This is a genomic window from Kitasatospora sp. NPDC088742, from assembly GCF_055584905.1.
The window spans coordinates 1-23069 of sequence record NZ_JBVJLD010000084.1; the positions used below are offsets into that span (position 1 = coordinate 1).

Consider the following 23069-nt stretch of genomic DNA (forward strand, 5'->3'; position numbering starts at 1 on the left):
GGTGTGACCGGGCGTCAGCCCGTCCACCTCCATCGAGACGGTGGTGGTGCCGCCGGCGCGCTCCACCACGACCCGCACGGCCGCGCCGTAGGGCACGGCCTCCGGGGCGAAGCTCACGGCGGTGGCGGGCACGATCCCGTCGGGCCGGTCGAAGGCCGCCTCCACCGTGGTGCACGGCAGGACGGTGGCGGGCAGCAGCGCGAGCGCGGCCAGGGTGGGGGCGGCGGGCATGGCGGGGCCTCTCGGCTCTAGGGGCGGACGTCCGCCCCCAAGCTGCCAGTTGATCGCGCCCCGCCCCGCCCGGCGCTAGCCGGGACCCGCCGAAGTCACCCGTACGAGGGGGACCTGATGTTGTGTCACGGCGGTCGGAGCAGAACTTTGGACAGGCGCGCGCGGACGGCTGTCAGATAGGGGCATGCCTGACGCGGAGACGGCGCACCCATGCACTATGGTTTATCTCGACATCGAGATAACTCCGCGCTAGGATCTATCTTGACGTCAAGATACTTGCCGAGAGGCGTACGCCTCCCAAGGTGGCGGCCAGGCCCAAGTTAGGGTCACCTTACCACCGGGTGGATCCAGAAGGACCAGAAGGAGTCAGTCGTGTCCGCGAACAGCTTCGACGCCCGCAGCTCGCTGCAGGTGGGCGACGAGTCGTACGAGATCTTCAAGCTCTCCGCCGTCGAGGGTTCCGAGCGGCTGCCGTACAGCCTCAAGGTCCTGCTGGAGAACCTGCTCCGCACCGAGGACGGCGCGAACATCACCGCCGACCACATCAGTGCGCTCGGGAACTGGGACGAGAACGCCCAGCCGAGCGAGGAGATCCAGTTCACGCCGGCCCGCGTGATCATGCAGGACTTCACCGGTGTCCCCTGCGTGGTCGACCTGGCCACCATGCGCGAGGCCGTGAAGGAGCTGGGCGGCGACCCGGCGAAGATCAACCCGCTCGCCCCGGCCGAGCTGGTCATCGACCACTCCGTCATCGCGGACAAGTTCGGCACCCCGGACGCCTTCGTCCAGAACGTCGAGATCGAGTACGGCCGCAACAAGGAGCGCTACCAGTTCCTGCGCTGGGGCCAGACCGCGTTCGACGAGTTCAAGGTCGTCCCGCCCGGCACCGGCATCGTGCACCAGGTGAACATCGAGCACCTGGCCCGCACCGTCATGGTCCGCAACGGCCAGGCCTACCCCGACACCTGCGTCGGCACCGACTCGCACACCACCATGGTCAACGGCCTGGGCGTGCTGGGCTGGGGCGTCGGCGGCATCGAGGCCGAGGCCGCGATGCTCGGCCAGCCGGTCTCCATGCTGATCCCGCGCGTGGTCGGCTTCAAGCTGACCGGTGAGCTGCCGGCCGGCACCACCGCCACCGACCTGGTGCTCACCATCACCGAGATGCTGCGCAAGCACGGTGTGGTCGGCAAGTTCGTCGAGTTCTACGGCGACGGCATCGGCTCCATCCCGCTGGCCAACCGCGCCACCATCGGCAACATGTCGCCGGAGTTCGGCTCGACCTGTGCGATCTTCCCGATCGACGCCGAGACCATCAACTACCTGAAGCTCACCGGCCGCGACGAGCAGCAGCTCGCCCTGGTCGAGGCGTACGCCAAGGAGCAGGGTCTCTGGCACAACCCGGCCCACGAGCCGGCCTACTCCGAGTACCTCGAGCTGGACGTCTCCACCGTCGTCCCGTCGATCTCCGGCCCGAAGCGCCCTCAGGACCGCGTGGTCCTGGCCGAGGCCGCCTCGAAGTTCGCCGAGGCGCTCCCGGCGTACTCCGCCGAGGCCAGCAAGCCGACCGCGGTGACCGCCCCCGACGGCTCGCAGTACCAGATCGACAACGGCGCGGTCGTGATCGCCTCGATCACCTCCTGCACCAACACCTCGAACCCCTCCGTCATGCTGGGCGCCGCCCTGCTGGCGAAGAAGGCCGTCGAGAAGGGCCTCACGGTCAAGCCGTGGGTCAAGACCACCCTGGCCCCCGGGTCCAAGGTCGTCATGGACTACTACGAGAAGGCCGGCGTCCTCCCCTACATGGAGAAGCTGGGCTTCAACCTGGTCGGCTACGGCTGCGTCACCTGCATCGGCAACTCGGGCCCGCTGCCCGAGGAGGTCTCCGCCGCGGTGAACGAGGCCGACCTCGCGGTCGTCTCGGTGCTCTCGGGCAACCGCAACTTCGAGGGCCGGATCAACCCGGACGTCAAGATGAACTACCTGGCCTCCCCGCCGCTGGTGGTCGCCTACGCCCTCGCCGGCAACATGAACGTCGACATCACCCGGGACGCCCTGGGCCAGGACGCCGACGGCAACGACGTCTTCCTCGCCGACATCTGGCCGTCCGAGCAGGAGGTCGCCGACACCGTCGCCGGCTCCATCGACGAGGAGATGTTCACCAACGGCTACCAGGACGTCTTCGCCGGCGACCACCGCTGGCAGTCGCTCCCGGTCCCGACCGGCAACACCTTCGAGTGGGACGCCGAGTCCACCTACGTCCGGAAGCCCCCGTACTTCGAGGGCATGGCCAAGACCCCGAGCCCGGTGAACGACATCGCCGGCGCCCGCGTGCTGGCCAAGCTGGGCGACTCGGTCACCACCGACCACATCTCCCCGGCCGGCAACATCAAGCCGGGCACCCCGGCCGCGCAGTACCTCACCGAGAACGGTGTGGAGAAGCGCGACTTCAACTCGTACGGTTCCCGTCGTGGCAACCACGAGGTGATGATCCGCGGCACCTTCGCCAACATCCGCCTGCGGAACCAGATCGCCGAGGGCACCGAGGGCGGCTACACCCGCGACTTCACCCAGGCCGACGCGCCGGTGTCGTTCATCTACGACGCCTCGCAGAACTACCAGGCCGCCGGCATCCCGCTGGTCGTCCTGGCCGGCAAGGAGTACGGCTCGGGCTCGTCCCGCGACTGGGCCGCCAAGGGCACCGCGCTGCTCGGCGTCAAGGCCGTCATCGCCGAGTCCTACGAGCGCATCCACCGCTCGAACCTGATCGGCATGGGCGTCCTCCCGCTGCAGTTCCCGGAGGGCCAGAACGCCGAGTCCCTCGGCCTGACCGGCGAGGAGACCTTCTCCTTCACCGGCGTGACCGAGCTCAACGAGGGCCGCACCCCGAAGACCGTCAAGGTCAAGGCGGGGGACGTGGAGTTCGACGCGGTCGTCCGCATCGACACCCCCGGTGAGGCGGACTACTACCGCAACGGCGGCATCCTGCAGTACGTGCTGCGCAGCCTGATCGGCTGACCTGACCGACCCCGAGGGGCCCGGACCGCACAAGCGGTCCGGGCCCCTCGTGCGTCCGCCCACGCCCGGCTCACCGATCGGGGCGGGTGAAGGCCCTTGACAAGGGCATGAAGTACTGACGTAGCGTCATTCCGGGTCGGGATGCCCACCGCGCGGCTTCGCGCGTCACTGTTCTGTGATGCGCGAAGCTGCGCATTTCTATGTTCAAACGAACACAAGCGCGCTAGATTTCTGCTTGCCGACGGGGCTCCCGGGCAAATATGCAGGCTCCCTGCACATTGCACATGCTGCACCGCCGACAACGCTTTGGCTCCCACGAGTCACATCGGGCGGTCCGGCTATTGCCGCCAGATGAACAGTGGACTATACCTTTGCGCATCACGGAAACCGCCTCTGACCGGCCCCTTGGCCGCTAGGCGCGCCTCACCCGACAGGAATTGACGGTCAGTCAGCTCCTGCACGCATCTTCTGGACACCGAGGGGTTAGGGCACTCATGGGCTCTGCAACCGAGTACAACCGTCGCGATCTGTTCAAGCGGGCGGCCGCCGTGGCCGTGCTCGCGGCCGGCAGCGGCTCGCTGCTCACCGCCTGTGCCGGTGGCACCGGCGGCAGCGCCGACAAGGGCGCCAAGGCGGCCGGCGGCTTCAACCTGTCCGACGCCAAGAACCCGTTCGGCGTCAAGGACGCGGACGGCCTCGAGGTCTTCATCTTCGACGGTGGCTACGGCAACGAGTACGCCAAGGCCTTCGAGACGATGTACTCGAAGGCGTTCCCGGGCGCGAAGATCAACCACCAGGCCGACAAGGACATCACCGGCAAGCTCCAGCCGCGCTTCAACGCCGGCTCCCCGCCGGACGTCATCGACGACTCGGGCGCCAAGCAGATGAAGCTGGACGTCCTCGCCGAGTCCAACCAGCTCACCGACCTGGCCCCGCTGCTGGACTCGCCGTACATCGACGACCCGTCCAAGAAGATCCGCGACGTGCTGATGCCCGGCACGATCGAGTCCGGCACGGTCAAGGGCAAGGTCTACAACCTGTCCTACGTCTACACCGTCTGGGGCTTCTGGTACTCCGGCAAGCTCTTCAAGGACAACGGCTGGACCGCCCCGAAGACCTGGGCCGAGTTCATCACCCTGTGCGAGCAGATCAAGGCCAAGGGCATCGCCCCGGTCGCCCACCAGGGCAAGTACCCGTACTACATCAACGTCGTCATGATGGACATGATCGCCAAGCAGGGCGGCCTGGACCTCATGAAGCGGATCGACGCGCTCGACGCCGCCGCCTGGGACGACCCGGCCGTCAAGACCGTGGTCGACGCGTTCTTCCAGATCGTCGACAAGGACTTCCTGCTCCCCGGCACCAACGGCATGACCCACACCGAGTCGCAGACCGCGTGGAACCAGTACAAGGCCGCCTTCATCCCCTCCGGCTCCTGGCTGGAGAACGAGCAGCTGCCGACCACCCCGGCGGACTTCGACATGAAGTTCCTGACGATGCCGTCGCTGCCCGGCGACAAGCTGCCGTTCGAGGCCATGCGGGCCGGTTCCGGCGAGCCCTTCATCGTCCCGTCCAAGGCCAAGAACGTGGCCGGCGGCCTGGAGTTCCTGCGCAAGATGCTGACCAAGGAGGCCTCGGCGAGCTTCGCCCAGACCGCCAACAGCCTCACCTGCCTCAAGGACGGCGTCGGCCCCGAGGTCAAGCTGAAGCCGGGCACCGCCTCGACCGTCGTCGCGCTCAAGGCGGCCGGTGACAACACCTTCAACTTCCAGTACCCGAACACCGCCTCCAAGTTCGACGAGGACCTGCAGAACGCCTCCGGCGAGCTGATGGCCAAGCGCATCACTCCGGCGGAGTGGATCAAGCGCGCCAAGGAGTCGGCCACCAAGAACAAGACCGCCTGACCGGCCGGTATCACCACAGCGCCCCGGGGGACCCGAACCTCCCCCGGGGCGTCCGCCTGACGGACAGGAGAAGTGACGATGCGTCACGGCAAGTACCCCTTCATCGTGGGGTTCCTCTTTCTTCCGATCCTGCTGTACGTGGGCCTCGTGCTCTGGCCGTACGCGCAGACCTTCGGATACTCCCTGACCGACTGGTCAGGGGCGAGCCAGGAGATGAACTTCGTCGGCCTGGACAACTACACGAAGCTCTTCGGTGATGAGGTCTTCGGCAACGCCCTGCTGCACAACCTGATGCTGCTGGTGCTGCTGCCCGTCGTGACGATCCTGATCGCGCTGTTCTTCGCCTTCATGCTCAACGTCGGCGGCAAGGGCGGCACCGGTGGCGTCCAGGGGGTGAAGGGCGCTGGCTTCTACAAGGTGGTCTTCTTCTTCCCCCAGGTGCTCTCCATCGCGATCCTCGCGGTGCTCTGGGGCGCGGTCTACCGCACCGACAAGAGCGGTCTGGCCAACGGCATCCTGATCAAGCTGGGCCTGGCCACCGCCGCCGACCCGGTGCAGTGGCTGTCCGACCCGGACATGGTCATGTGGTGCGTGCTCGCGGTGCTGGTCTGGTCCGGCGTCGGCTTCTACCTGGTGCTGTTCTCCGCCTCGATGCAGTCGATCCCGAGGGACATCTACGAGGCGGCCCTGCTGGACGGCGCCAAGCGCGGCCAGACCTTCTTCCGGATCACCCTCCCGCTGCTCTGGGAGACGGTCCAGACCGCCTGGGTCTACCTGGCGATCGTCGCCATGGACGCCTTCGCCCTGGTCGCCTCGATCACCCCCGGCGCCTACTTCGGCGGTGGCCCCGACCACCACTCCGAGCTGATCTCGACCTACCTGATGCGCAGCTTCCTGCGCAACGGCGAGGCCGGGTACGCGTGTGCCATGGGCGTGGTGATCTTCTTCTTCACGCTGATCCTGACCGTCGTCTCGCTCTGGGCCACCAAGCGCGACAAGATCGAGTACTGAGCGGGGACCCCTGATGGCGACTCTCGACAAGACCGCGAAGGTTCCCGGTCAGCTCCGCACCGGCGGCAAGGCCGCCCCGGACCGTGGCCGGCGCTTCGGCGAGGACGGCAAGGTCCTGAACGTCTTCTCGCACGGCTTCCTGGCGATCTGGGCGGTCATGATCGTCCTGCCGCTGGCCTGGGTGGTGCTCGGCTCCTTCAAGACCGACTCCCAGATCAACGGCTCCGCCTGGAGCTGGCCCGAGTCCTTCGGCTTCGACGCCTTCGGCCGGGCCTGGGAGAAGGGCATCGGCGGGTTCTTCGTGAACACGCTCATCGTGCTGGCCGGCTCGGTCACCCTGACCATGCTGTTCGGCTCGATGGCCGCCTACGTGCTGGCCCGGTACGAGTTCAAGGGCAACCGGGTCATCTACTACTTCTTCGTGGCCGGCTCGATGTTCCCGGTCTACCTGGCCCTGGTGCCGCTGTTCTTCATGGTCCGCAACCTCGGTGAGATCTCGCCGTACCTCGGCCTGAACAGCTACGCCGGCCTGATCCTGGTGTACGTCGCGTACTCGCTGCCGTTCACCGTGTTCTTCATGTACTCGTTCTTCCGCACCCTGCCGGGCGCGGTGCACGAGGCCGCGATGCTGGACGGCTGCTCGCACACCCGGGCGTTCTTCCAGGTCATGGTGCCGATGGCGAAGCCGGGCCTGATCAGCGTCGGCATCTTCAACGTGCTGGGCCAGTGGAACCAGTACATCCTCCCGGTCACCCTGATGCAGCCCACCACCGCGGGCGAGGCCGACCACTCGATGCTGGCCCAGGGCCTGGTCAACCTGGCCCTGCAGTCCGGCTACAAGAGCGACGCCCCGGCGCTGTTCGCCGGCATGACGATCGCCATGCTGCCGGTGCTGGTGGTGTACCTCTCCTTCCAGCGTCAGGTGCAGGCCGGTCTGACCTCGGCCACCCTGAAGTAGTCGCGAACGACACCCGAGGGGCCCGGTCCGGGAACGGACCGGGCCCCTCGGCGTACCGTCAGCCCCGGTCGGCGGCCTGTGCCCGCAGCGCGCGGGCCAGGTCGTCCCGGCACTCCAGCACCAGGCGGCGCAGCGCCGGAGCGGCCTGCGGATGCCCGGCCAGCCAGGCGTCGGTGGCGGCCAGGGTGGCCTCGTCGGTCTGGAAGCGCGGGAAGAAGCCGCTCACGATCCGCATCGCGATCTCGATCGAGCGCTGCGCCCAGACCCCCTCGATCCGCTCGAAGTACGGCGCGGCGTACCCGGCGGTCAGCTCCCGCTGCCCGGCCTGCGCGAAGCCCGCGATCTGGGCCTCGACCAGCGCGTTCGGCAGCTCGTCGGAGTCCAGCACGGCGGACCAGGCGGTGGCCTTGGCCGCCGGGGTGGGCAGCGCGGCCAGACAGTGCGTCAGGTGCTGGCGCCCGCTGGCGGTGTTGTCCAGCTCCAGCTCGCCGTTCAGCTGCTCCTCGGTGGCCCGGCCGGCCGAGGCCAGCGCCAACCGGAGCGACCAGCGCAGCTCCTGGTCGACCGTCAGGCCGTCGATCCGGGCGCTGCCGGCCAGCAGGCCCTCGACCAGCTGGAGGTGCTCGGCCCCGTCGGCGGTCAGCGCCAGGAAGCGGGCCCAGGCCAGCTGGTGGTCGCTGCCCGGCTCGGCGGCGCGCAGCTCGCGCAGCGCGCAGGCGGCCAGCAGGCGCCCGCCCTCGCCCCGGTACTCCGGCGCGGCGTACAGGTCGAGCGCCGCCCGGGACTGCTGGTGCAGCGACTGCAGCACACCGATGTCCGACTCGCTGCCGGCGAAGCGGTCCACCAGGCCGAGGTAGTCGCGGGCCGGCATCAGCCCGTCCCGGGTCAGGTTCCAGACCGCGGACCAGGCCAGCGCCCGGCTCAGCGGCTGGTCGATCTCGCCGAGGGCCTCGCGCAGGGTGGCCAGCGAGCGGTCGTCGAAGCGGACCTTGCAGTACGTCAGGTCGTCGTCGTTCAGCAGCACCAGCGCCGGGCGCGGCTTCCCGGCCAGCTCCGCCACCACGGTGCGGGCGCCGGTGACGTCCAGCTCGACCCGCTCGGTGCGCACCAGCGCGCCGTCGGTGTCCCGCTCGTAGAGGCCGACCGCGATCCGGTGCGGACGCGCCGGCTCGCCGTCCTGGAGCACGGCCAGCTCGGTGATCCGGCCCTCGGCGTCCACGGTGAGCTGCGGGGTCAGCACGTTCACCCCGGAGGTCTGCAGCCAGGCGGCGGCCCAGGACCTGAGGTCCCGTCCGCTGGTCTCCTCCAGCGCCACCAGCAGGTCGTCCAGCACCGTGTTCCCGAAGGCGTGCCGCTTGAAGTACTGGCGGGCGCCCTCGAAGAACGCCTCCGCGCCGACGTACGCCACCAGCTGCTTGAGCACCGAGGCGCCCTTGGCGTAGGTGATGCCGTCGAAGTTGAGCTTGGCGTCCTCCAGGTCACGGATGTCGGCCGTGATCGGGTGGGTGGTCGGGAACTGGTCCTGCCGGTACGCCCAGGCCTTGCGCCGGTTGGCGAAGGTGATCCAGGCGGCGGTGTACTTGGTGCCCGCGCCGATCAGGCCGTAGGAGCCCATGAAGTCCGCGAAGGACTCCTTCAGCCAGAGGTCGTCCCACCACTTCATGGTGACCAGGTCGCCGAACCACATGTGCGCCATCTCGTGCAGGATGACGTTGGCCCGGCTCTCGTACGCGGCCTCGGTGACCTTCGACCGGTAGACGAACTCCTCCCGGAAGGTCACGCAGCCCGGGTTCTCCATCGCGCCGATGTTGTACTCCGGCACGAAGCACTGGTCGTACTTCCCGAACGGGTACGGGTAGTCGAACTCGGTGTGGAAGAAGTCCAGGCCCTGCTTCGTGACGGTGAAGATCTCGTCCGCGTCGAAGTACTTGGCCAGCGACTTGCGGCAGGTCGCCGCGAGCGGGATCTCCAGCGTCGAGCCGTCCTTCAACTCCCGGCTGTAGTGGTCCCGTTCGACGTGGTACGGGCCGGCCACCACGGCGGTCAGGTAGGTGGAGATCGGCTGCGTCGGCGCGAACCGCCAGGTGCGGGCGGCCTCTTCCTCGGTCACCTCGGTGTGCACGGCGTTGGCGTACACGTCCCAGGCGGCCGGGGCGGTCACCGTGAAGGTGAACGGGGCCTTCAGGTCGGGCTGTTCGAAGTTCGCGAACACCCGCCGGGCGTCGGCCGGCTCGTAGTGCGTGTAGAGGTACGTCTCGCCGTCCACCGGGTCGACGAAGCGGTGCAGGCCCTCGCCGGTGCGGCTGTAGGAGCAGTCCGCCTCCACCACCAGCAGGTTCTCGGCGGCCAGCCCGGCCAGCCGCACCCGGGTGCCGTCGAAGACCTCGGCCGGGTCGAGCGCCGACCCGTTCAGGGTGACGGAGCGGACCGTCGGCGCGAGCAGGTCGGCGAAGCTCGCCGCACCCGGCTCGGAGCACCGGAAGGCGATGGTGGCGGTGGACCGGAAGGTCACGGCCGCCGGGTCGACGGCGGAGGTGAGGTCGAGGTGGACGCGGTAGCTGTCCACGGAGAGGATCGCGGCCCGCTGCTGGGCTTCCTCGCGGCTCAGGTTCTTGCCCGGCACGGGCGGTACTCCTTTGTCTCGCTCGTACGGTGACGGTCGGGGGGTCAGCCCCGGAGGGCATCCTTTCACGGCCCCGCTCCTGTGCTATTGCACAGACTGGCGGAATCAGTGAGGTACCCCGTCGTGTTGCGTTCAGTTGGAACTGTCCCCGACCTTGCGAAGGATGCCTCCGTGACGACCGCCGACTCGAAGAAGATCGCCGACTTCTGGTTCGACCCGGGCTGCCCCTGGGCCTGGATGACCTCCCGCTGGATGCTCGAGGTGGAGCAGCTCCGCCCGGTCGAGACCCGCTGGCACGTGATGAGCCTCGCCGTCCTCAACGAGGGCCGCGACCTCCCCGAGCAGTACCGCGAGTTCCTCGACAAGGCCTGGGGCCCGGTCCGGGTCCTGATCGCCGCCGCCCAGCAGCACGGGGACAAGGTCCTCGGCCCGCTCTACACCGAGATGGGCACCCGCTTCCACAACCAGGGCCTGCCCAACGAGCGCGCCACCATCGAGGCCGCCCTGGTCGCCGCCGGCCTCCCGGCCGAGCTGGCCGACGCCGCCGACTCCACCGAGTACGACGACGCCCTGCGGGCCTCCCACGCGGAGGGCATCGGCCTGGTCGGCGAGGACGTCGGCACCCCGGTCATCGCCGTCGACGGCCCCGACGGCGACCGCGTCGCCTTCTTCGGCCCGGTCGTCACCCCCACCCCCCGCGGCGAGGCCGCCGCCCGCCTCTGGGACGGCACCGTCCTGGTCGCCGCCACCCCGGGCTTCTACGAGATCAAGCGCACCCGCAAGGCCGGCCCCTCGTTCGAGTAGGCGCGACGCCTCGGGGCCGGAGGCCCCGGGGGCGCGAGGCCCTGCGCGCTTCGGAAGGCGGCTCACCTGCAACTGACTCACCGTCAGCCGGTGGCAGGTGCTGCCGTTCCCCTGCGCGCAGTTCCTCGCGCCCCCGGTATGACCAATTACCCCTGCGACCCCGTGATGGCTGAGGTCTTCTGCTTGACCAGGCCGATGACCGAGAGGACCACCGCGAGGCCGGCCGTGAAGTAGAGCTGGGTGCGGTTGTCGGCGTCGAGCGTCATCAGGCCGAGGACCGTGACGACCCCCGCGAGCGCGACCCAGGTGAGGTACGGGAAGGCCCACATCCGGACGGTGAGCAGCTCCGGGGCCTCCCGCTCCAGCCGCCGCCGCATCCGCAGCTGCGCCACCGCGATGAACCCCCACACCACCAGCACCGCCGCGCCGACCATGTTCAGCAGCCAGGCGAAGATCGTCTCCGGCCACCAGAAGCTGAGCAGCACCGCGAGGAACCCGAACGCCGACGAGGCCAGCACCGCGATCCGCGGCACCCCGCCGTGCACCCGCGCCAGCGCCTTCGGCCCCTGCCCGCGCTGCACCAGCGAGAAGACCATCCGCGAGGACCCGTAGATGTTGGCGTTCATGGCCGACAGCAGGGCGATCAGCACCACCACGTTCATGACCTGCCCGGCCGCGGGGAAGCCGATCGCGTCGAGCACCGCGACGTACGGGCCGCTGGAGACCACCTCGGGGTCGTTCCACGGCACCAGCGTGACGATGACCGCCATCGAGCCGACGTAGAAGAGGGCGATCCGCCACATCGCGGTGCGGACCGCGGTGGCCACGCTGCGCCGCGGGTCCTCGGACTCGGCGGCGGCGATGGTGACGGTCTCCAGACCGCCGTAGGCGAAGACCGAGGCGAGCAGGCCGGTGACCAGGCCGCCGGCGCCGTTCGGGAAGAAGCCGCCCTGGCCGGTGAGGTTGGACGTGCCGGGGGCCGAAGTGCCGGGCAGCACACCGCAGATGGCGAGCACGCCGATCACCAGGAAGGCGGAGATCGCCAGCACCTTGACGGCGGCGAACCAGAACTCGAACTCGCCGAAGTTCTTCACCGCGGCCAGGTTGCTGAGGCAGAAGAAGGCCATGAAGAGCGCCACCCAGACCCAACTGGGCGAGCCGGGGAACCACTTGACCATGATCCCGGCGGCGCCGATCGCCTCGGCCGCGACGCCCACGCAGAGCAGCGTCCAGAACATCCAACCGACCGTCAGACCGGCCCAGGGGCCGATCTCCCGCTCGGCGTGCACCGAGAAGGAGCCGCTGGCCGGGCGGGCGGCGGACATCTCGCCGAGCATCCGCATCACCAGCATGACCAGCAGGCCGGAGAGCGCGAAGGCCAGCACGATGGCGGGGCCGGCGGCCGCGATGCCCGCGCCCGAACCGACGAACAGCCCGGCGCCGATCACTCCGCCGAGCGCGATCATCGAGAGGTGACGCTGCTTCAGGCCGTGCGAGAGCTGACCGGTCGGCGTGGCGCCCGAGCCGTGCTCGGTGGGCTCCACCGTCGGCGGGGAGGAGGGGGTCGGCATCAGGGTGGGTCCAGACGTGTGTACGGATTGCGGGACGATCCGTCCACTATTCGGTAGGTCTTCTGGACATGCCAATACGCGCGCCCCGAAGACCGCGATCCGGACACCTTCCTGACCGAAAGTGAGCGAGCGCCTACATCATCCGTCGTAGTCAGGATGGTTCCGACAAGCACGGTCGCCCACCCTTGGCCGGTTCCGACGCCGGCCCCGGCCGCCCGGTCGGCATAGGTTCCTAAGTGATCACCACACCACAGTGACAGGAGCCCCGCCGATGGCCACCGCCACCACCCTCCCCGGCCGAACCCCGGTCCTCGCCGACCTCGTCCCGCAGGCCGCCACCCGCCTCGGTGCCCAGGCCCGCGAGCTCGCCCTGGTCGCCGGCGGCGCCGCCCTCACCGGCCTGGCCGCCCAGCTCTCCGTCCCGGTCCCCGGCTCGCCCGTCCCCGTCACCGGCCAGACCTTCGCCGCCCTGCTGGTCGGCACCGCGCTCGGCACCCGCCGCGGCGTCGCCTCGCTCGGCCTCTACCTGCTGGCCGGCATGGCCGGGATGCCCTGGTTCGCCGAGGGCAGCTCCGGCTTCGCGATGCCCAGCCTCGGCTACGTGATCGGCTTCGTGCTCGCCGCCGGACTGGTCGGCGCCCTGGCCCGCCGCGGCGCGGACCGCAGCCCGCTGCGCACCGCCGGCGCCATGGTGCTCGGCAGCCTCGCCATCTACGCCGTCGGCGTCCCCTACCTGGCCGTCTCGCTCGGCGTCCCGCTGGCCCGCGCGGCCGAACTCGGCCTCTACCCCTACCTGGTGGGCGACGGCCTGAAGGTCCTGCTGGCGATGGGCGCCCTGCCGCTCGCCTGGAAGCTGCTGCGACGCGCCTCCTGAGCTGACGGACCGACGGCGACCCGGGTGCACCCGCATGCCACACTCATACGCATGCGCGTGTACCTGGGTTCCGACCATGCCGGATACGACCTCAAGAACCACCTCGTGAAGTGGCTCCAGGAGAACGGCCACGAGCCGGTCGACTGCGGCCCGCACGTCTACGACGCCGAGGACGACTACCCGCCGTTCTGCCTCCGGGCGGCCGAGCGGACCGCCGCCGACCCCGAGGCGCTGGGCGTCGTGATCGGCGGCTCGGGCAACGGCGAGGCGATCGCCGCCAACAAGGTGAAGGGCGTGCGCGCGGCGCTCGCCTGGAGCGAGCAGACCGCCGAGCTGGGCCGCGAGCACAACAACGCCAACGTCCTCAGCATCGGCGGCCGGATGCACACCGTCGAGGAGTCCACCCGCTTCGTCGAGATCTTCCTCAACACCCCCTACAGCGGCGCCGAGCGCCACACCCGCCGCATCGAGATGCTCTCCGACTACGAGACCACCGGCGAGCTCCCCCCGATCCCGGCCCACCACCCCCAGCAGGGCTGACGGAGAACGTGATGGCAATGGGGGCGCGAGGAACGGCGCGAATCGGAAGGCGGCTCACCTGCAACTGACCCACCGTCGGCCAGTTGCACCTGCTGCCTTTCCCCTGCGCGCAGTTCCCCGCGCCCCCGCGGGGCGCAGCCACGTACCTCAGAAGCCGTGCGGCAGCCAGGGTGCGACGTCCGAGGCGAAGGCCCGCGTCGCCTCCGTCAGGGCGCCGTCCCGCAGCTCCGTGACCAGGCCCGCCGAGGCCAGCGCCGAGAGCCGGACCCCGCCCAGGTAGGCCGCCCCCAACTCCCGGACGTCGACGACGAGATCGGCCGGCGCCGAGGTCCGCTCGCAGCTCGCGCCCTTGCCCGGCCCGTCGCCGTGCAGGCGCCACCGCCCGGCGTTCCACGGACAGAACGCGTCGGAGACCTCCAGCACCACGTCCACCGCCGCCGCGTACCCCCGCTGCGAGAGCGCCGCCCCGAGCTCCACCAGCCGCACGTACATCCCGTCCACCAGCGACGGCTCCAACCGCCGTGCGTCGTCGACCAGATGGAGCACCGCGTCGTCCACCGGACGGTTCCGGACGGTGGCCCGCCCGCAGAGGTCCTGGTCGAGCAGGAACTCCCACAGCGCCGCGTAGACACCCGGCGTCCGGGCCTCCACGTCGCGGACCCGGACCGTGCCGTCGGCGATGTCGGAGCTGCTCCAGTCCATCGACACGGCGTACCGGGCGTAGCCCAGCAACTGCCCGCTCTCCCGGTCCTCGGCCACCACGCACTGGAGCGGCGAAGCCCCGTCCCGCGCGCCGGGCGCGTCCTTCAGCGGCAGCTTCTCCCAGCCGGGCCGCCGCGCCAGCATGCCGGGCCGCTTCGGCACCAGCTCCGCGTACAGCTCCTCGCACGCCGCCAGCACGGACTCCGGTGCGACCAGCCGCAGCCGGACCGTCCGCTCCACCGGCGCCCGGACCTTGACCCGCCGGGGGACGGTGACCCCCATCCGCCAGGTGCCCAGGCCGTAGCCGAACCGGCCGTAGATGGGGGACTCCGAGGCGGTGAGCACCGCGAGCGCCTCGCCGCGCTCGCGGACCTCGTCGAGCTGGTCCCGCATCAGCCGGCTGAGGATGCCGCGCCGCCGGTGGGTGGGCAGCACGCCGACCATGGTGACGCCGGCGGCCGGGACGACGGCGCCGCCGGGCACCGAGAGGCGGAAGGTGAAGGCGCCGGCGCCGCCGACCGGCAGGTCTCCGTCCCAGACCCCGACCGAGCGGTCCAGTTCGGTCAACTCCCGCCACAGCGCCCGGTCCTCGGGCTGGTCCTCGGCACCGCCGAAGGCCACCTCGAGGTTGCGGTACCAGCGGTCCCAATCCTCGGCGGTGAGCGTGCGGACGGTCAGGCCGTCACCTGTCGTGTCGTCAGAAGTCGTACGTTCGGCGGTCATATGCCAAGAGCTACCACCCCGCATCCGTCGTGCGCGACCGACATTCGGCGGGTACCCAACCCCGGAGTGTCACCACCCGCACCCGCACCCGCCTCGCACCCGCCCGGCACTCGACCCGCACCCGCCCGGCGGCCGAAACCCGTTGGACCCGCACCCGCGAACGCGCCCGGCGCCGCCCCACCCGTCGACGGCACCCGGTGCCGGTGGATAAGGTCAAGGCCCATGGCTGGCAGCACGCCGGGCTCCGCGCCCCGGACGACTGGCACGGGCCAGGCCGCATCGGCGGCCGACGGCCCGTGGACGGCCCGGTTGCGCAGCAGGCTGTACCGGGCCCGCCGAGTGCTGCGCCGGACCGCCGTGGACCACTTCCGCGGGGACGCGGCCGACTGGCTCGCCTTCGGGGTGCTGTTCGCCGCCGTCCCGCTGTTGGTGCTGCTCAACGTGCTGATCCCGGCCTGGGCCCCACCCACCGCGCTGGTGCTGCCGATCCTGGCCGGGGCGCTGCTGCTGCGGCCGGGCACGCTGGTGCTGCTCTACGCGGCCGCCGCCCTCGGCCTCTCGGTCGAGTCACTGATCCACACCGGCGAGCGGGTGGCCAGCGACCACCCCGACACCTATGTCTTCGGCGTGACCCCCGGTGCCGCGCTGGTGGTCGGCGCGGTCGGGGTGGCCGGGCTGCTGCTGGCCCAGTTCCGCAGCCGGGTCGGGGTGCCCTGGCGCGGCGGCGGCTCGATGCTCTTCGACCTGCGCGAGCGGCTGCGGGTGCAGAGCCGGGTGCCCGGGCTGCCCGAGGGCTGGTCGGCGGACATGGCGCTGCGCCCGGCCGGCGGCCAGTCCTTCTCCGGCGACTTCGTGGTGGCGTCCCGCACCGGGCCGGGCCGCCGGGTGCTGGAGGTGGTGCTGGCGGACGTCTCCGGCAAGGGCATGGACGCCGGTTCGCGCGCCCTGCTGCTCTCCGGCGCGTTCGGCGGCCTGCTGGGCTCGCTCCCGGCGCACGAGTTCCTCCCGGCGGCCAACGGTTACCTGCTCCGCCAGGACTGGGACGAGGGCTTCGCCACCGCCGTCCACCTGGTGCTCGACCTGGACACCGGGGAGTACGAGCTGCTCTCGGCGGGCCACCTGCCCGGCATGCAGCGGCACGCGGGCACCGGCCGCTGGGACGTGATGGAGGCCCCCGAGGGCGGACTGCTCGGGGTCTACGACGGCGCCAAGTTCGAGGGCGTGCGCGGCCGGCTGGACCGCGGCGACGTGCTGATGCTCTGCACCGACGGCATGGTCGAGGTGCCCGGCCGCGACCTGACGGAGGGCATGGACCGGCTGATGGGGGAGGCGGACCGGCTGGTCGGCGGCGCGCCGTTCGCCCAACTCGGCGGCCGGGGCTCGGCGGTGAAGCTCATCGAGTCGGTGGCCAAGGACGTCAACGACGACCGTGCGGTCCTGCTGCTCTGGCGCGGCTGACCGGCCGGTGGATGTCAAGTCCGGGCGCCGATCTTCGGCCATTCCTGGGGCATAGTCCAGCAAGTGGATCTAGGACTGGCGGGAGCGGTCAACTACCTGCTGGGGCCGCCCTGCCGACGGACCGTCAGGCCGTTCCGGCTATCGTCTCGGTCGGCGGAAATTCGTCTCACATCGCAGGATCTTCGGGCCCTGCTCACGGCAAGTCCTTTACGCAGTCCGCACGAACGACCACACTGAGTCCGGGTGGGACGGTCGGTTCTCGGGGGGTCCGGGGGATTGCTCGGGGGATTGGGCCCGCCACGACACTCGCTACGTAGAAAGAGGAAGTGAGTCCGGGTGGCCTTCTCCGTCTCAGCCCTGGTCCTGTTCGGCATCATCTGCGTGATCTTCATCCGCAACAAGCAGTTGAAGACCAGTCATGCCATCATCGCCGCGCTGTTCGGCTTCATGCTGAGCCAGTCCACGGCGGCCGGGCCCATCCAGGAGTTCCTCAGTCAGCTCGCCAAAACCATCTCCTCGGTGGCCGGCTGACCGGGATCGCCCGACGGTGCGCCCGCCCGACGGCGGGTCAGCGCCGCCCACGCCACCAGCGCGCGAGTCTGCCGCGCGGTGGTGCGGGGACAGTCATGCGCTCCGGCAGTGCCTCGGGCTCGGGCGCGAACACCAGGAACAGCCGCGCCCAGCAGAGCCGTTCGCCGCGCGGCCAGTCCTGCGCCCGCAGCGCCCGCGAGGCCGCACTGCTGACCCGGCCGTTCACCCGCACCTCGGCCACGTCGTGGCCGGCCTTGCCGCCGAAGAACAGCTTCACGCCGTTCACCTGACCGGGCACCAGCTCCGGCAGCACGGCGGCGGCCAGGGCGGGGGAGGAGTGCTGCCCGGCGAGCCAGTCGGCGAGCAGCTCCGAGCCGGTGCCGAAGGTGGCCGCCGGGCTCTGCACCACCCGCCAGCCGGGGAACTCGGGCGTGCTGAACGCGTGGTCGCCGGAGAGCAGTTGGAGCACGGCGGTGGCGGTGGTGCCGGCCCAGATCATCACCGCGTTGTCGAGCTGCTCGGTGTCGTCGCCGCCGAAGCCGGCCGCGCAGTCCCAGACCACCGGGCCGTCGCCCCGGCCGAGTTGGAGGACGTAGCCGAGGTCCACGTGCCCGCTGGTGCCCCGCTCGGCGTGGTCGCGGACCGCCACCGCGGTGGTGCCGGGCCCCCGGACCACCGCGCCGTCCACGGTGAACTCCAGGCCCAAGCGGGCCATCTCGCGGACCACTCCGCGCCGTATGACGGCCAGCCGCTCCTCGTGGGGCACGGGCGGATCTCCTCGCAGCCACCCGGACGGCGGCGCTCTGTTCTCGAACGGGAACCTCGAACGGCGAGCGTATCGGCCCGGCGTGACCGGTGTCACGGCGCCTGCCGACGGAGCGCACGGAGCCGTATCCGGACCGTGGCATTCGACACCCTGCGTGCACGGACGATCGGCTCAGGGTCAGCGATCATGGGCGCTTGAGGCGGAGGTCCCGACCCCGGAGTGACTTTGGTCCCGCCCGATCGTCGTTGATCGTTCAACCCGGGGTTGCCAGCGTCGGGGGCGATGGGCTTAGCTGCGGATCCAGTCCGGCGGATCGACCGGACGGGCCCACCGGGTGGAACGCCGAGTCCTGCCATCACCCGGAGCCTCGAACCAGCACCGCAATGGCAGGAGTGGGGGACCCACAGGTAAGTCGCCGTACCGGTACGCCGGTCCGGCTAGGGGTGAAGCCGCGTCAGCGGCCGGGCATCTCCAGCCCGAACCCGACAGCTCACCTCACAGGCGTCGGAGAGGACCAGCCCCATGTCCGTCAAGGGCAAGCACCGTCGCGTCCAGCTGTCCCGTCTGACCCGCATCGCGGTCGCCACCGGTGTGGTCGGCGCCGCCTTCGCCGTCCCGGTCAGCGCCGCCAGCGCGCACCAGAGCCACACCCCGGCCGCCGCCCCCGAGGCCGCCGCCGTCGCCTCCGTGGTGACCGAGGCCGCCCCGGCCGTCGTGCCCGCCGCGGTTCCGGCCGCCGCCCCGGCCGCCGAGGTCAAGGCCTACCAGGTGGTCAGCGGGGACACCCTCTCGAAGATCGCCTCCGCCCAGCAGGTCGAGGGCGGCTGGGAGAAGCTCTACCAGGACAACCGGGCCGTCGTCGGCGGCAACCCGAACCTGATCTTCCCGGGCCAGAACCTCTCCCTCTCGGGCAAGGCCGCCGTCGCCACCCCGGCTCCGGCCCCGGCGCAGACCCCGGCCCCGCAGCAGTCCAAGAGCACCGAGTCGGACACCACCAAGGCGTCCCGCTCCAAGGCCTCCACCCCGGCCCCGAAGGCTGCCGCCCCCAAGGCCGCCGCCCCGCAGGCCGCGACCCCGAAGGCCGCGACCCCGAAGGCCGCCGCCCCCAAGGCCGCCGCGCCGAAGGCCGAGACCTCCGCCACCGTCGTCTCCGGCGGTTACGTGGCCCCGGTCAGCGGCGGCACCTCCACCGCGTACCACGCCTCCGGCTCCTCCTGGTCCAGCGGCTACCACACCGGTGTCGACTTCCGCGCCTCGACCGGCACCAGCGTGAAGGCCGTCACGGCCGGCACCGTGGTCTCGGCCGGCAACGGCGGCGCCTACGGCAACGAGGTCGTCATCCGCCACGCGGACGGCAAGTACTCCGAGTACGCCCACCTCTCCTCGATCGGCGTCCGGGCCGGCCAGACCGTCTCGGCCGGCCAGCAGATCGGCCTCTCCGGTGCCACCGGCAACGTGACCGGCCCGCACCTGCACTTCGAGATCCGCACCGGCGCCTCCTACGGCTCCGACATCGACCCGGTCTCCTACCTGCGCGCCCACGGCGTGAACGTCTGAGCCGTCTGACGGTCCGACGGTCCGAGACGACGTCAAAAGGCTCCGGCCCCCGGTCAGTGACCGGGGGCCGGAGCCTTTGCGGAGCGGGTGACGAGAATCGAACTCGCGTGACCAGTTTGGAAGACTGGGGCTCTACCATTGAGCTACACCCGCACAGGACGCCACGCGGCCGCATGACGCGGTCGCGAGAACAGGGTCAGCGTACCTGGTCGGATCGCCTGCTCGCACACCGCTTTGACGCTCCGGCACGTCGGGACGGCCCGCCGAGGTGGTCAACGGCCGCCCGGGTGAACGGCCGTGGGGGGTGGGGGGTGGCGTGTACGCTTCCTCTCGGCACCACGGGGTGTGGCGCAGTTTGGTAGCGCGTCCGCTTTGGGAGCGGAAGGCCGTCGGTTCGAATCCGGCCACCCCGACAGTGCGGCAGGGTCTCGTCGGTGGGCGGGGCCCTGTTGGCGTCCCGGGGCCGTCCGGGGGCTCCCGCGAGGGGCCTCGTCATCCGTGTGGCAGCACCTGCGGCAGCACCCTGGCGTCCGCCTTTCGTGCTACCGGTAGGATGGGCGGCTGGCGGTAGTCCCTGCGCGGATACGTGCAGGTCAACCGCCCGAGGGCGAGGAGTCAAGCTCACCGTCCACCCCTGTACGGGAGATGCAGCTCCAACCGCCCATCGCCCGTCTCGCCCGCACCGCCCGGCCCGCAGGCCGGCCGGCAAGGGCGGAGACAACCTGACCGCAAGCCCATAGGAGACCCAACCGTGAAGAGCGCCGTCGAGACTCTGAACCCGACTCGGGTTCGACTCACCGTCGAGGTGCCCTTCGAGGAGCTCAAGCCGAGCCTCGACGCGGCCTACAAGAAGATCAACTCGCAGGTCTCGGTCCCGGGCTTCCGCAAGGGCAAGATCCCGGCCAAGGTCATCGACCAGCGCTTCGGCCGTGCCGCCGTGCTCGAGGAGGCCGTCAACGACGCGCTGCCGCGCTTCTACACGCAGGCCGTCGACGAGGGCAAGATCGAGGTTCTCGGCCAGCCCGAGATCACCGACATCCAGGGTGTCGAGAGCCTGGCCGACGGCGGTGACCTCACCTTCATCGCCGAGGTCGACGTCCGTCCGGAGATCACCCTGCCCGACTTCGCCGGCATCGAGGTGACCGTCGACCCGATCGTGGTCGAGGACGCCGACGTGGAGAAGTCGCTGGAGCAGCTGCGCGAGCGCTTCTCGTCGGTCAAGGACGTCGAGCGCGCCGCCGCCGAGGGCGACGTCGTGATCGTCGACCTGGAGGCCAAGGTCGACGGTGAGGTGCCGGAGGACGGCACCGCCACCGGCGTGAGCTACGAGATCGGCTCGGGCCGCCTGCTGGACGGCATCGACGAGGCCGTCGTCGGCCTGTCGGCCGGCGAGACCAAGACCTTCACCACCGAGCTCAAGGGCGGCACCCAGGCCGGCAAGAGCTCCGAGGTGACCGTCACCGTCACCGCCGTCCAGGAGAAGGAACTCCCGGAGCTGGACGACGAGTTCGCGCAGCTGGCGAGCGAGTTCGACACCCTGGAGGACCTGAAGGCCGACTCCGTCAAGCGCCTGGAGCGCATGCGTGAGTTCGACCAGGCCACCCAGGCCCAGGAGCGGGTCCTCGACGAGCTGCTGAAGCTGGTCGAGATGGAGTACCCGGAGAAGCTCCTCAAGGACGAGGTCGAGACCCGCAAGCACAACCTCGAGCACCACCAGCTCGAGCCGATGGGCCTCACCCTCGAGACCTACCTCGCCACCCAGGACAAGTCCCTCGAGGACTACGCCAAGGAGACCGAGGAGCAGGCCAAGAAGGGCATCAAGACCCAGTTCGTGCTCGACGAGATCGTCGACAAGGAGAAGCTGGGCGTCAACCAGGACGAGCTCACCGAGCACCTGGTCCGCCGCGCGGCCGGCTCCGGCATGACCCCGGACCAGTTCGCCCAGCAGGTCGTCCAGGCCAACCAGGTCCCGCTGCTGGTCGGCGAGGTCGCCCGCGGCAAGGCGCTGGCCCTGGTCGTCGAGCAGGCCAAGGTCACCGACACCAACGGTGAGGTCGTCTCCTTCGAGGACGACGAGGAGACCGAGGAGTCGGCGGAGACCACCGAGGCCTGAGCTTTCGGCACGGTCTGACGTACCGTCAGGGAACGGCCCGGACGCCCCGCGAGGGGGGTCCGGGCCGTTCCCGTGACCGGCTCCGGACCCTGCGCTCACAGCGAACAGTTCCGCGCGGGGGATTCCGAGGCGGGGCCTGCGCGTTAGGGTCCATAGACAGCGACAATTCGACTGAGCAGGTGGCTAAGTGACGTTCCCGCAGATGCAGATGCCTGGCCTGATGGCGCCGCACGCCGCCGCTGGTGACGTGCTCGGCGGCTTGGGGGACCAGGTCTACAACCGGCTGCTCAACGAGCGCATCATCTTCCTCGGCCAGCAGGTCGACGACGACATCGCCAACAAGATCACCGCCCAGCTCCTCCTCCTGGCCGCAGACCCGGAGAAGGACATCTACCTGTACATCAACTCGCCGGGCGGCTCGATCACGGCGGGCATGGCGATCTACGACACCATGCAGTACATCAAGAACGACGTGGTCACCATCGCGATGGGCATGGCGGCCTCGATGGGCCAGTTCCTGCTGACGGCCGGCGCCAAGGGCAAGCGCTTCTCGCTGCCGAACGCCAACATCCTGATGCACCAGCCCTCGGCCGGTCTCGGTGGCTCGGCCACCGACATCCGGATCCAGGCCGAGCAGCTGCTCCGCACCAAGAAGCGCATGTCCGAGCTGATCGCCGCGCACAGCGGCCAGTCCTTCGAGCGGGTCACCGCGGACTCCGACCGGGACCGCTGGTTCACCCCGGAGGAGGCCAAGGAGTACGGCCTGATCGACTCGATCATGCACAGCGCCGCGGACGTCCCCGGCGGCGGCGGCACCGGCGCCTGACCCGGCACCGGCAGCAGACCCAACCGACCGTCACGCTTCGGAGGACAGAAGACCCCATGTACAACGCGCGCACCGAGCTCACCGCCCCCCGGGCCGAGGGCCGTTACATCGTTCCGCGCTTCGTCGAGCGCACCTCGCAGGGCATCCGCGAGTACGACCCGTACGCCAAGCTGTTCGAGGAGCGCATCATCTTCCTCGGCTCCCAGGTGGACGACGTCTCGGCCAACGACATCATGGCGCAGCTGCTCTGCCTGGAGTCGATGGACCCGGACCGCGAGATCCAGATGTACATCAACTCGCCCGGCGGCTCCTTCACGGCGCTCACCGCGATCTACGACACCATGCAGTACGTGAAGCCGGACATCACCACCGTCTGCATGGGCCAGGCGGCCTCCGCGGCGGCCGTGCTGCTGGCCGCGGGCACCCCCGGCAAGCGGATGGCGCTGCCGAACGCCCGCATCCTGATCCACCAGCCGTACACGGAGACCGGCCGCGGCCAGGTCTCCGACCTGGAGATCCAGGCCAGGGAGATCTTCCGGATGCGCGAGCAGCTGGAGGAGATGCTGTCGAAGCACTCCAACAAGCCGGTCGAGCAGGTCCGTGAGGACATCGAGCGGGACAAGATCCTGACGGCCGAGGAGGCCCTCGAGTACGGCCTGATCGACCAGATCATCTCCACCCGGAAGTCCTCGCTGACCTCCTGAGCCCCCTGAGGCTCCTGGGGCGGGGGGGGGGGGGGGGGGCGGGCGCCCCCCCCCCCCCCCACCCCGCGCCGGTGGGTTGAAAAAAAACACCCGGGCGGGGGGCGGCAGAGGGGTGGGCCGGCGGAAAAGCAGGGGGGGGGCGGAACGGGGGTTAA

The 23069-nt window shown here is 70.3% G+C and carries 17 protein-coding genes, 2 tRNA genes, 1 pseudogene and 1 riboswitch; of the genes and pseudogenes, 14 read left to right on the forward strand and 6 right to left on the reverse strand.

The window, feature by feature from the left end; genetic code table 11:
- Positions 1-231, reverse strand: a pseudogene (locus tag ACZ6ZR_RS37245) (hypothetical protein); the annotation flags it as partial.
- Positions 232-603: 372 nt separating this feature from the next.
- Between ACZ6ZR_RS37245 and acnA the strand changes: the two are divergent.
- From acnA to ACZ6ZR_RS37265, 4 genes are all read left to right on the forward strand, one after another.
- The gene (gene acnA, locus ACZ6ZR_RS37250; RefSeq protein ID WP_465650247.1) at positions 604-3249 is read left to right on the forward strand and encodes an aconitate hydratase AcnA; all 2646 of its coding nucleotides are present in this window, start codon (positions 604-606) and stop codon (positions 3247-3249) included.
- 494 nt (positions 3250-3743) lie between these two features.
- On the forward strand, positions 3744-5153 hold the full coding sequence (gene ngcE / locus ACZ6ZR_RS37255) for an N-acetylglucosamine/diacetylchitobiose ABC transporter substrate-binding protein (RefSeq protein WP_465650249.1): 1410 nt from the start codon (positions 3744-3746) through the stop codon (positions 5151-5153).
- A gap of 78 nt (positions 5154-5231) precedes the next feature.
- Entirely contained in the window at positions 5232-6164 is a 933-nt protein-coding gene (locus ACZ6ZR_RS37260) for a carbohydrate ABC transporter permease (protein WP_465650276.1), read from the forward strand.
- 13 nt (positions 6165-6177) lie between these two features.
- The gene (locus ACZ6ZR_RS37265) at positions 6178-7122 is read left to right on the forward strand and encodes a carbohydrate ABC transporter permease (protein WP_465650251.1); all 945 of its coding nucleotides are present in this window, start codon (positions 6178-6180) and stop codon (positions 7120-7122) included.
- Positions 7123-7180: 58 nt separating this feature from the next.
- Here ACZ6ZR_RS37265 and pepN read toward each other — a convergent pair whose 3' ends face one another.
- On the reverse strand, positions 7181-9745 hold the full coding sequence (pepN, locus tag ACZ6ZR_RS37270; RefSeq protein WP_465650253.1) for an aminopeptidase N: 2565 nt from the start codon (positions 9743-9745) through the stop codon (positions 7181-7183).
- A 171-nt stretch (positions 9746-9916) separates the two neighbouring features.
- On the opposite strand from pepN, the gene ACZ6ZR_RS37275 reads away from it, so the two are divergent.
- Positions 9917-10549: a mycothiol-dependent nitroreductase Rv2466c family protein gene (locus tag ACZ6ZR_RS37275; protein ID WP_465650255.1), complete on the forward strand. Its 633-nt coding sequence runs from the start codon at positions 9917-9919 to the stop codon at positions 10547-10549.
- A 146-nt stretch (positions 10550-10695) separates the two neighbouring features.
- Here the strand turns inward: ACZ6ZR_RS37275 and ACZ6ZR_RS37280 are convergent, their stop codons facing one another.
- Positions 10696-12120: an amino acid permease gene (locus ACZ6ZR_RS37280; RefSeq protein WP_465650257.1), complete on the reverse strand. Its 1425-nt coding sequence runs from the start codon at positions 12118-12120 to the stop codon at positions 10696-10698.
- 271 nt (positions 12121-12391) lie between these two features.
- Between ACZ6ZR_RS37280 and ACZ6ZR_RS37285 the strand changes: the two genes are divergently transcribed.
- Positions 12392-12994, forward strand: a complete 603-nt coding sequence (locus ACZ6ZR_RS37285; RefSeq protein WP_465650259.1) for a biotin transporter BioY — start codon at positions 12392-12394, stop codon at positions 12992-12994.
- Positions 12995-13045: 51 nt separating this feature from the next.
- The gene (locus ACZ6ZR_RS37290) at positions 13046-13534 is read left to right on the forward strand and encodes a ribose-5-phosphate isomerase (RefSeq protein WP_465650261.1); all 489 of its coding nucleotides are present in this window, start codon (positions 13046-13048) and stop codon (positions 13532-13534) included.
- 147 nt (positions 13535-13681) lie between these two features.
- On the opposite strand, the gene ACZ6ZR_RS37295 is transcribed toward ACZ6ZR_RS37290, so the two are convergent.
- Positions 13682-14959 carry a GNAT family N-acetyltransferase gene (locus ACZ6ZR_RS37295; RefSeq protein ID WP_465650263.1) on the reverse strand — a complete coding sequence of 426 codons (1278 nt, stop codon included), beginning with the start codon at positions 14957-14959 and terminating at the stop codon, positions 13682-13684.
- 309 nt (positions 14960-15268) lie between these two features.
- On the opposite strand from ACZ6ZR_RS37295, the gene ACZ6ZR_RS37300 reads away from it, so the two are divergent.
- Complete coding sequence (locus ACZ6ZR_RS37300) at positions 15269-16417, forward strand: PP2C family protein-serine/threonine phosphatase (protein ID WP_465650265.1); 1149 nt, start codon at positions 15269-15271, stop codon at positions 16415-16417.
- Positions 16418-16753: 336 nt separating this feature from the next.
- Positions 16754-16948, forward strand: coding sequence for a hypothetical protein (locus ACZ6ZR_RS37305; protein WP_396292881.1), 195 nt, complete (start codon positions 16754-16756; stop codon positions 16946-16948).
- A 37-nt stretch (positions 16949-16985) separates the two neighbouring features.
- Here the strand turns inward: ACZ6ZR_RS37305 and ACZ6ZR_RS37310 are convergent, their stop codons facing one another.
- The gene (locus ACZ6ZR_RS37310) at positions 16986-17714 is read right to left on the reverse strand and encodes a DUF6348 family protein (RefSeq protein ID WP_465650268.1); all 729 of its coding nucleotides are present in this window, start codon (positions 17712-17714) and stop codon (positions 16986-16988) included.
- A 366-nt stretch (positions 17715-18080) separates the two neighbouring features.
- A riboswitch (cyclic di-AMP (ydaO/yuaA leader) is annotated at positions 18081-18231 on the forward strand.
- A gap of 5 nt (positions 18232-18236) precedes the next feature.
- Between ACZ6ZR_RS37310 and ACZ6ZR_RS37315 the strand changes: the two genes are divergently transcribed.
- The gene (locus tag ACZ6ZR_RS37315; protein ID WP_465650270.1) at positions 18237-19271 is read left to right on the forward strand and encodes a M23 family metallopeptidase; all 1035 of its coding nucleotides are present in this window, start codon (positions 18237-18239) and stop codon (positions 19269-19271) included.
- 82 nt (positions 19272-19353) lie between these two features.
- On the opposite strand, the gene ACZ6ZR_RS37320 is transcribed toward ACZ6ZR_RS37315, so the two are convergent.
- A tRNA-Gly gene (locus ACZ6ZR_RS37320) sits at positions 19354-19424 on the reverse strand.
- A gap of 186 nt (positions 19425-19610) precedes the next feature.
- On the opposite strand from ACZ6ZR_RS37320, the gene ACZ6ZR_RS37325 reads away from it, so the two are divergent.
- From ACZ6ZR_RS37325 to ACZ6ZR_RS37340, 4 genes are all read left to right on the forward strand, one after another.
- Positions 19611-19684, forward strand: a tRNA-Pro gene (locus ACZ6ZR_RS37325).
- 338 nt (positions 19685-20022) lie between these two features.
- The gene (gene tig / locus ACZ6ZR_RS37330) at positions 20023-21384 is read left to right on the forward strand and encodes a trigger factor (RefSeq protein ID WP_465650272.1); all 1362 of its coding nucleotides are present in this window, start codon (positions 20023-20025) and stop codon (positions 21382-21384) included.
- A gap of 208 nt (positions 21385-21592) precedes the next feature.
- Positions 21593-22210 (forward strand): ATP-dependent Clp protease proteolytic subunit, encoded by a 618-nt coding sequence (locus tag ACZ6ZR_RS37335; RefSeq protein WP_465650278.1) that lies wholly within the window; start codon positions 21593-21595, stop codon positions 22208-22210.
- A 56-nt stretch (positions 22211-22266) separates the two neighbouring features.
- On the forward strand, positions 22267-22914 hold the full coding sequence (locus ACZ6ZR_RS37340) for an ATP-dependent Clp protease proteolytic subunit (RefSeq protein ID WP_465650274.1): 648 nt from the start codon (positions 22267-22269) through the stop codon (positions 22912-22914).
- Positions 22915-23069: the final 155 nt, after the last annotated feature.

Excerpts from the sequence above, each read along its gene's own strand:
- ngcE (WP_465650249.1), top strand. The coding sequence starts at position 3,744 with ATGGGCTCTGCAACCGAGTACAACCGTCGCGATCTGTTCAAGCGGGCG.
- ACZ6ZR_RS37315 (WP_465650270.1), top strand. The coding sequence starts at position 18,237 with ATGTCCGTCAAGGGCAAGCACCGTCGCGTCCAGCTGTCCCGTCTGACC.
- ACZ6ZR_RS37295 (WP_465650263.1), bottom strand. The coding sequence starts at position 14,959 with ATGACCGCCGAACGTACGACTTCTGACGACACGACAGGTGACGGCCTG.
- ACZ6ZR_RS37335 (WP_465650278.1), top strand. The coding sequence starts at position 21,593 with ATGCCTGGCCTGATGGCGCCGCACGCCGCCGCTGGTGACGTGCTCGGC.
- ACZ6ZR_RS37260 (WP_465650276.1), top strand. The coding sequence starts at position 5,232 with ATGCGTCACGGCAAGTACCCCTTCATCGTGGGGTTCCTCTTTCTTCCG.
- ACZ6ZR_RS37340 (WP_465650274.1), top strand. The coding sequence starts at position 22,267 with ATGTACAACGCGCGCACCGAGCTCACCGCCCCCCGGGCCGAGGGCCGT.
- ACZ6ZR_RS37290 (WP_465650261.1), top strand. The coding sequence starts at position 13,046 with ATGCGCGTGTACCTGGGTTCCGACCATGCCGGATACGACCTCAAGAAC.
- ACZ6ZR_RS37280 (WP_465650257.1), bottom strand. The coding sequence starts at position 12,120 with ATGCCGACCCCCTCCTCCCCGCCGACGGTGGAGCCCACCGAGCACGGC.
- ACZ6ZR_RS37285 (WP_465650259.1), top strand. The coding sequence starts at position 12,392 with ATGGCCACCGCCACCACCCTCCCCGGCCGAACCCCGGTCCTCGCCGAC.
- ACZ6ZR_RS37265 (WP_465650251.1), top strand. The coding sequence starts at position 6,178 with ATGGCGACTCTCGACAAGACCGCGAAGGTTCCCGGTCAGCTCCGCACC.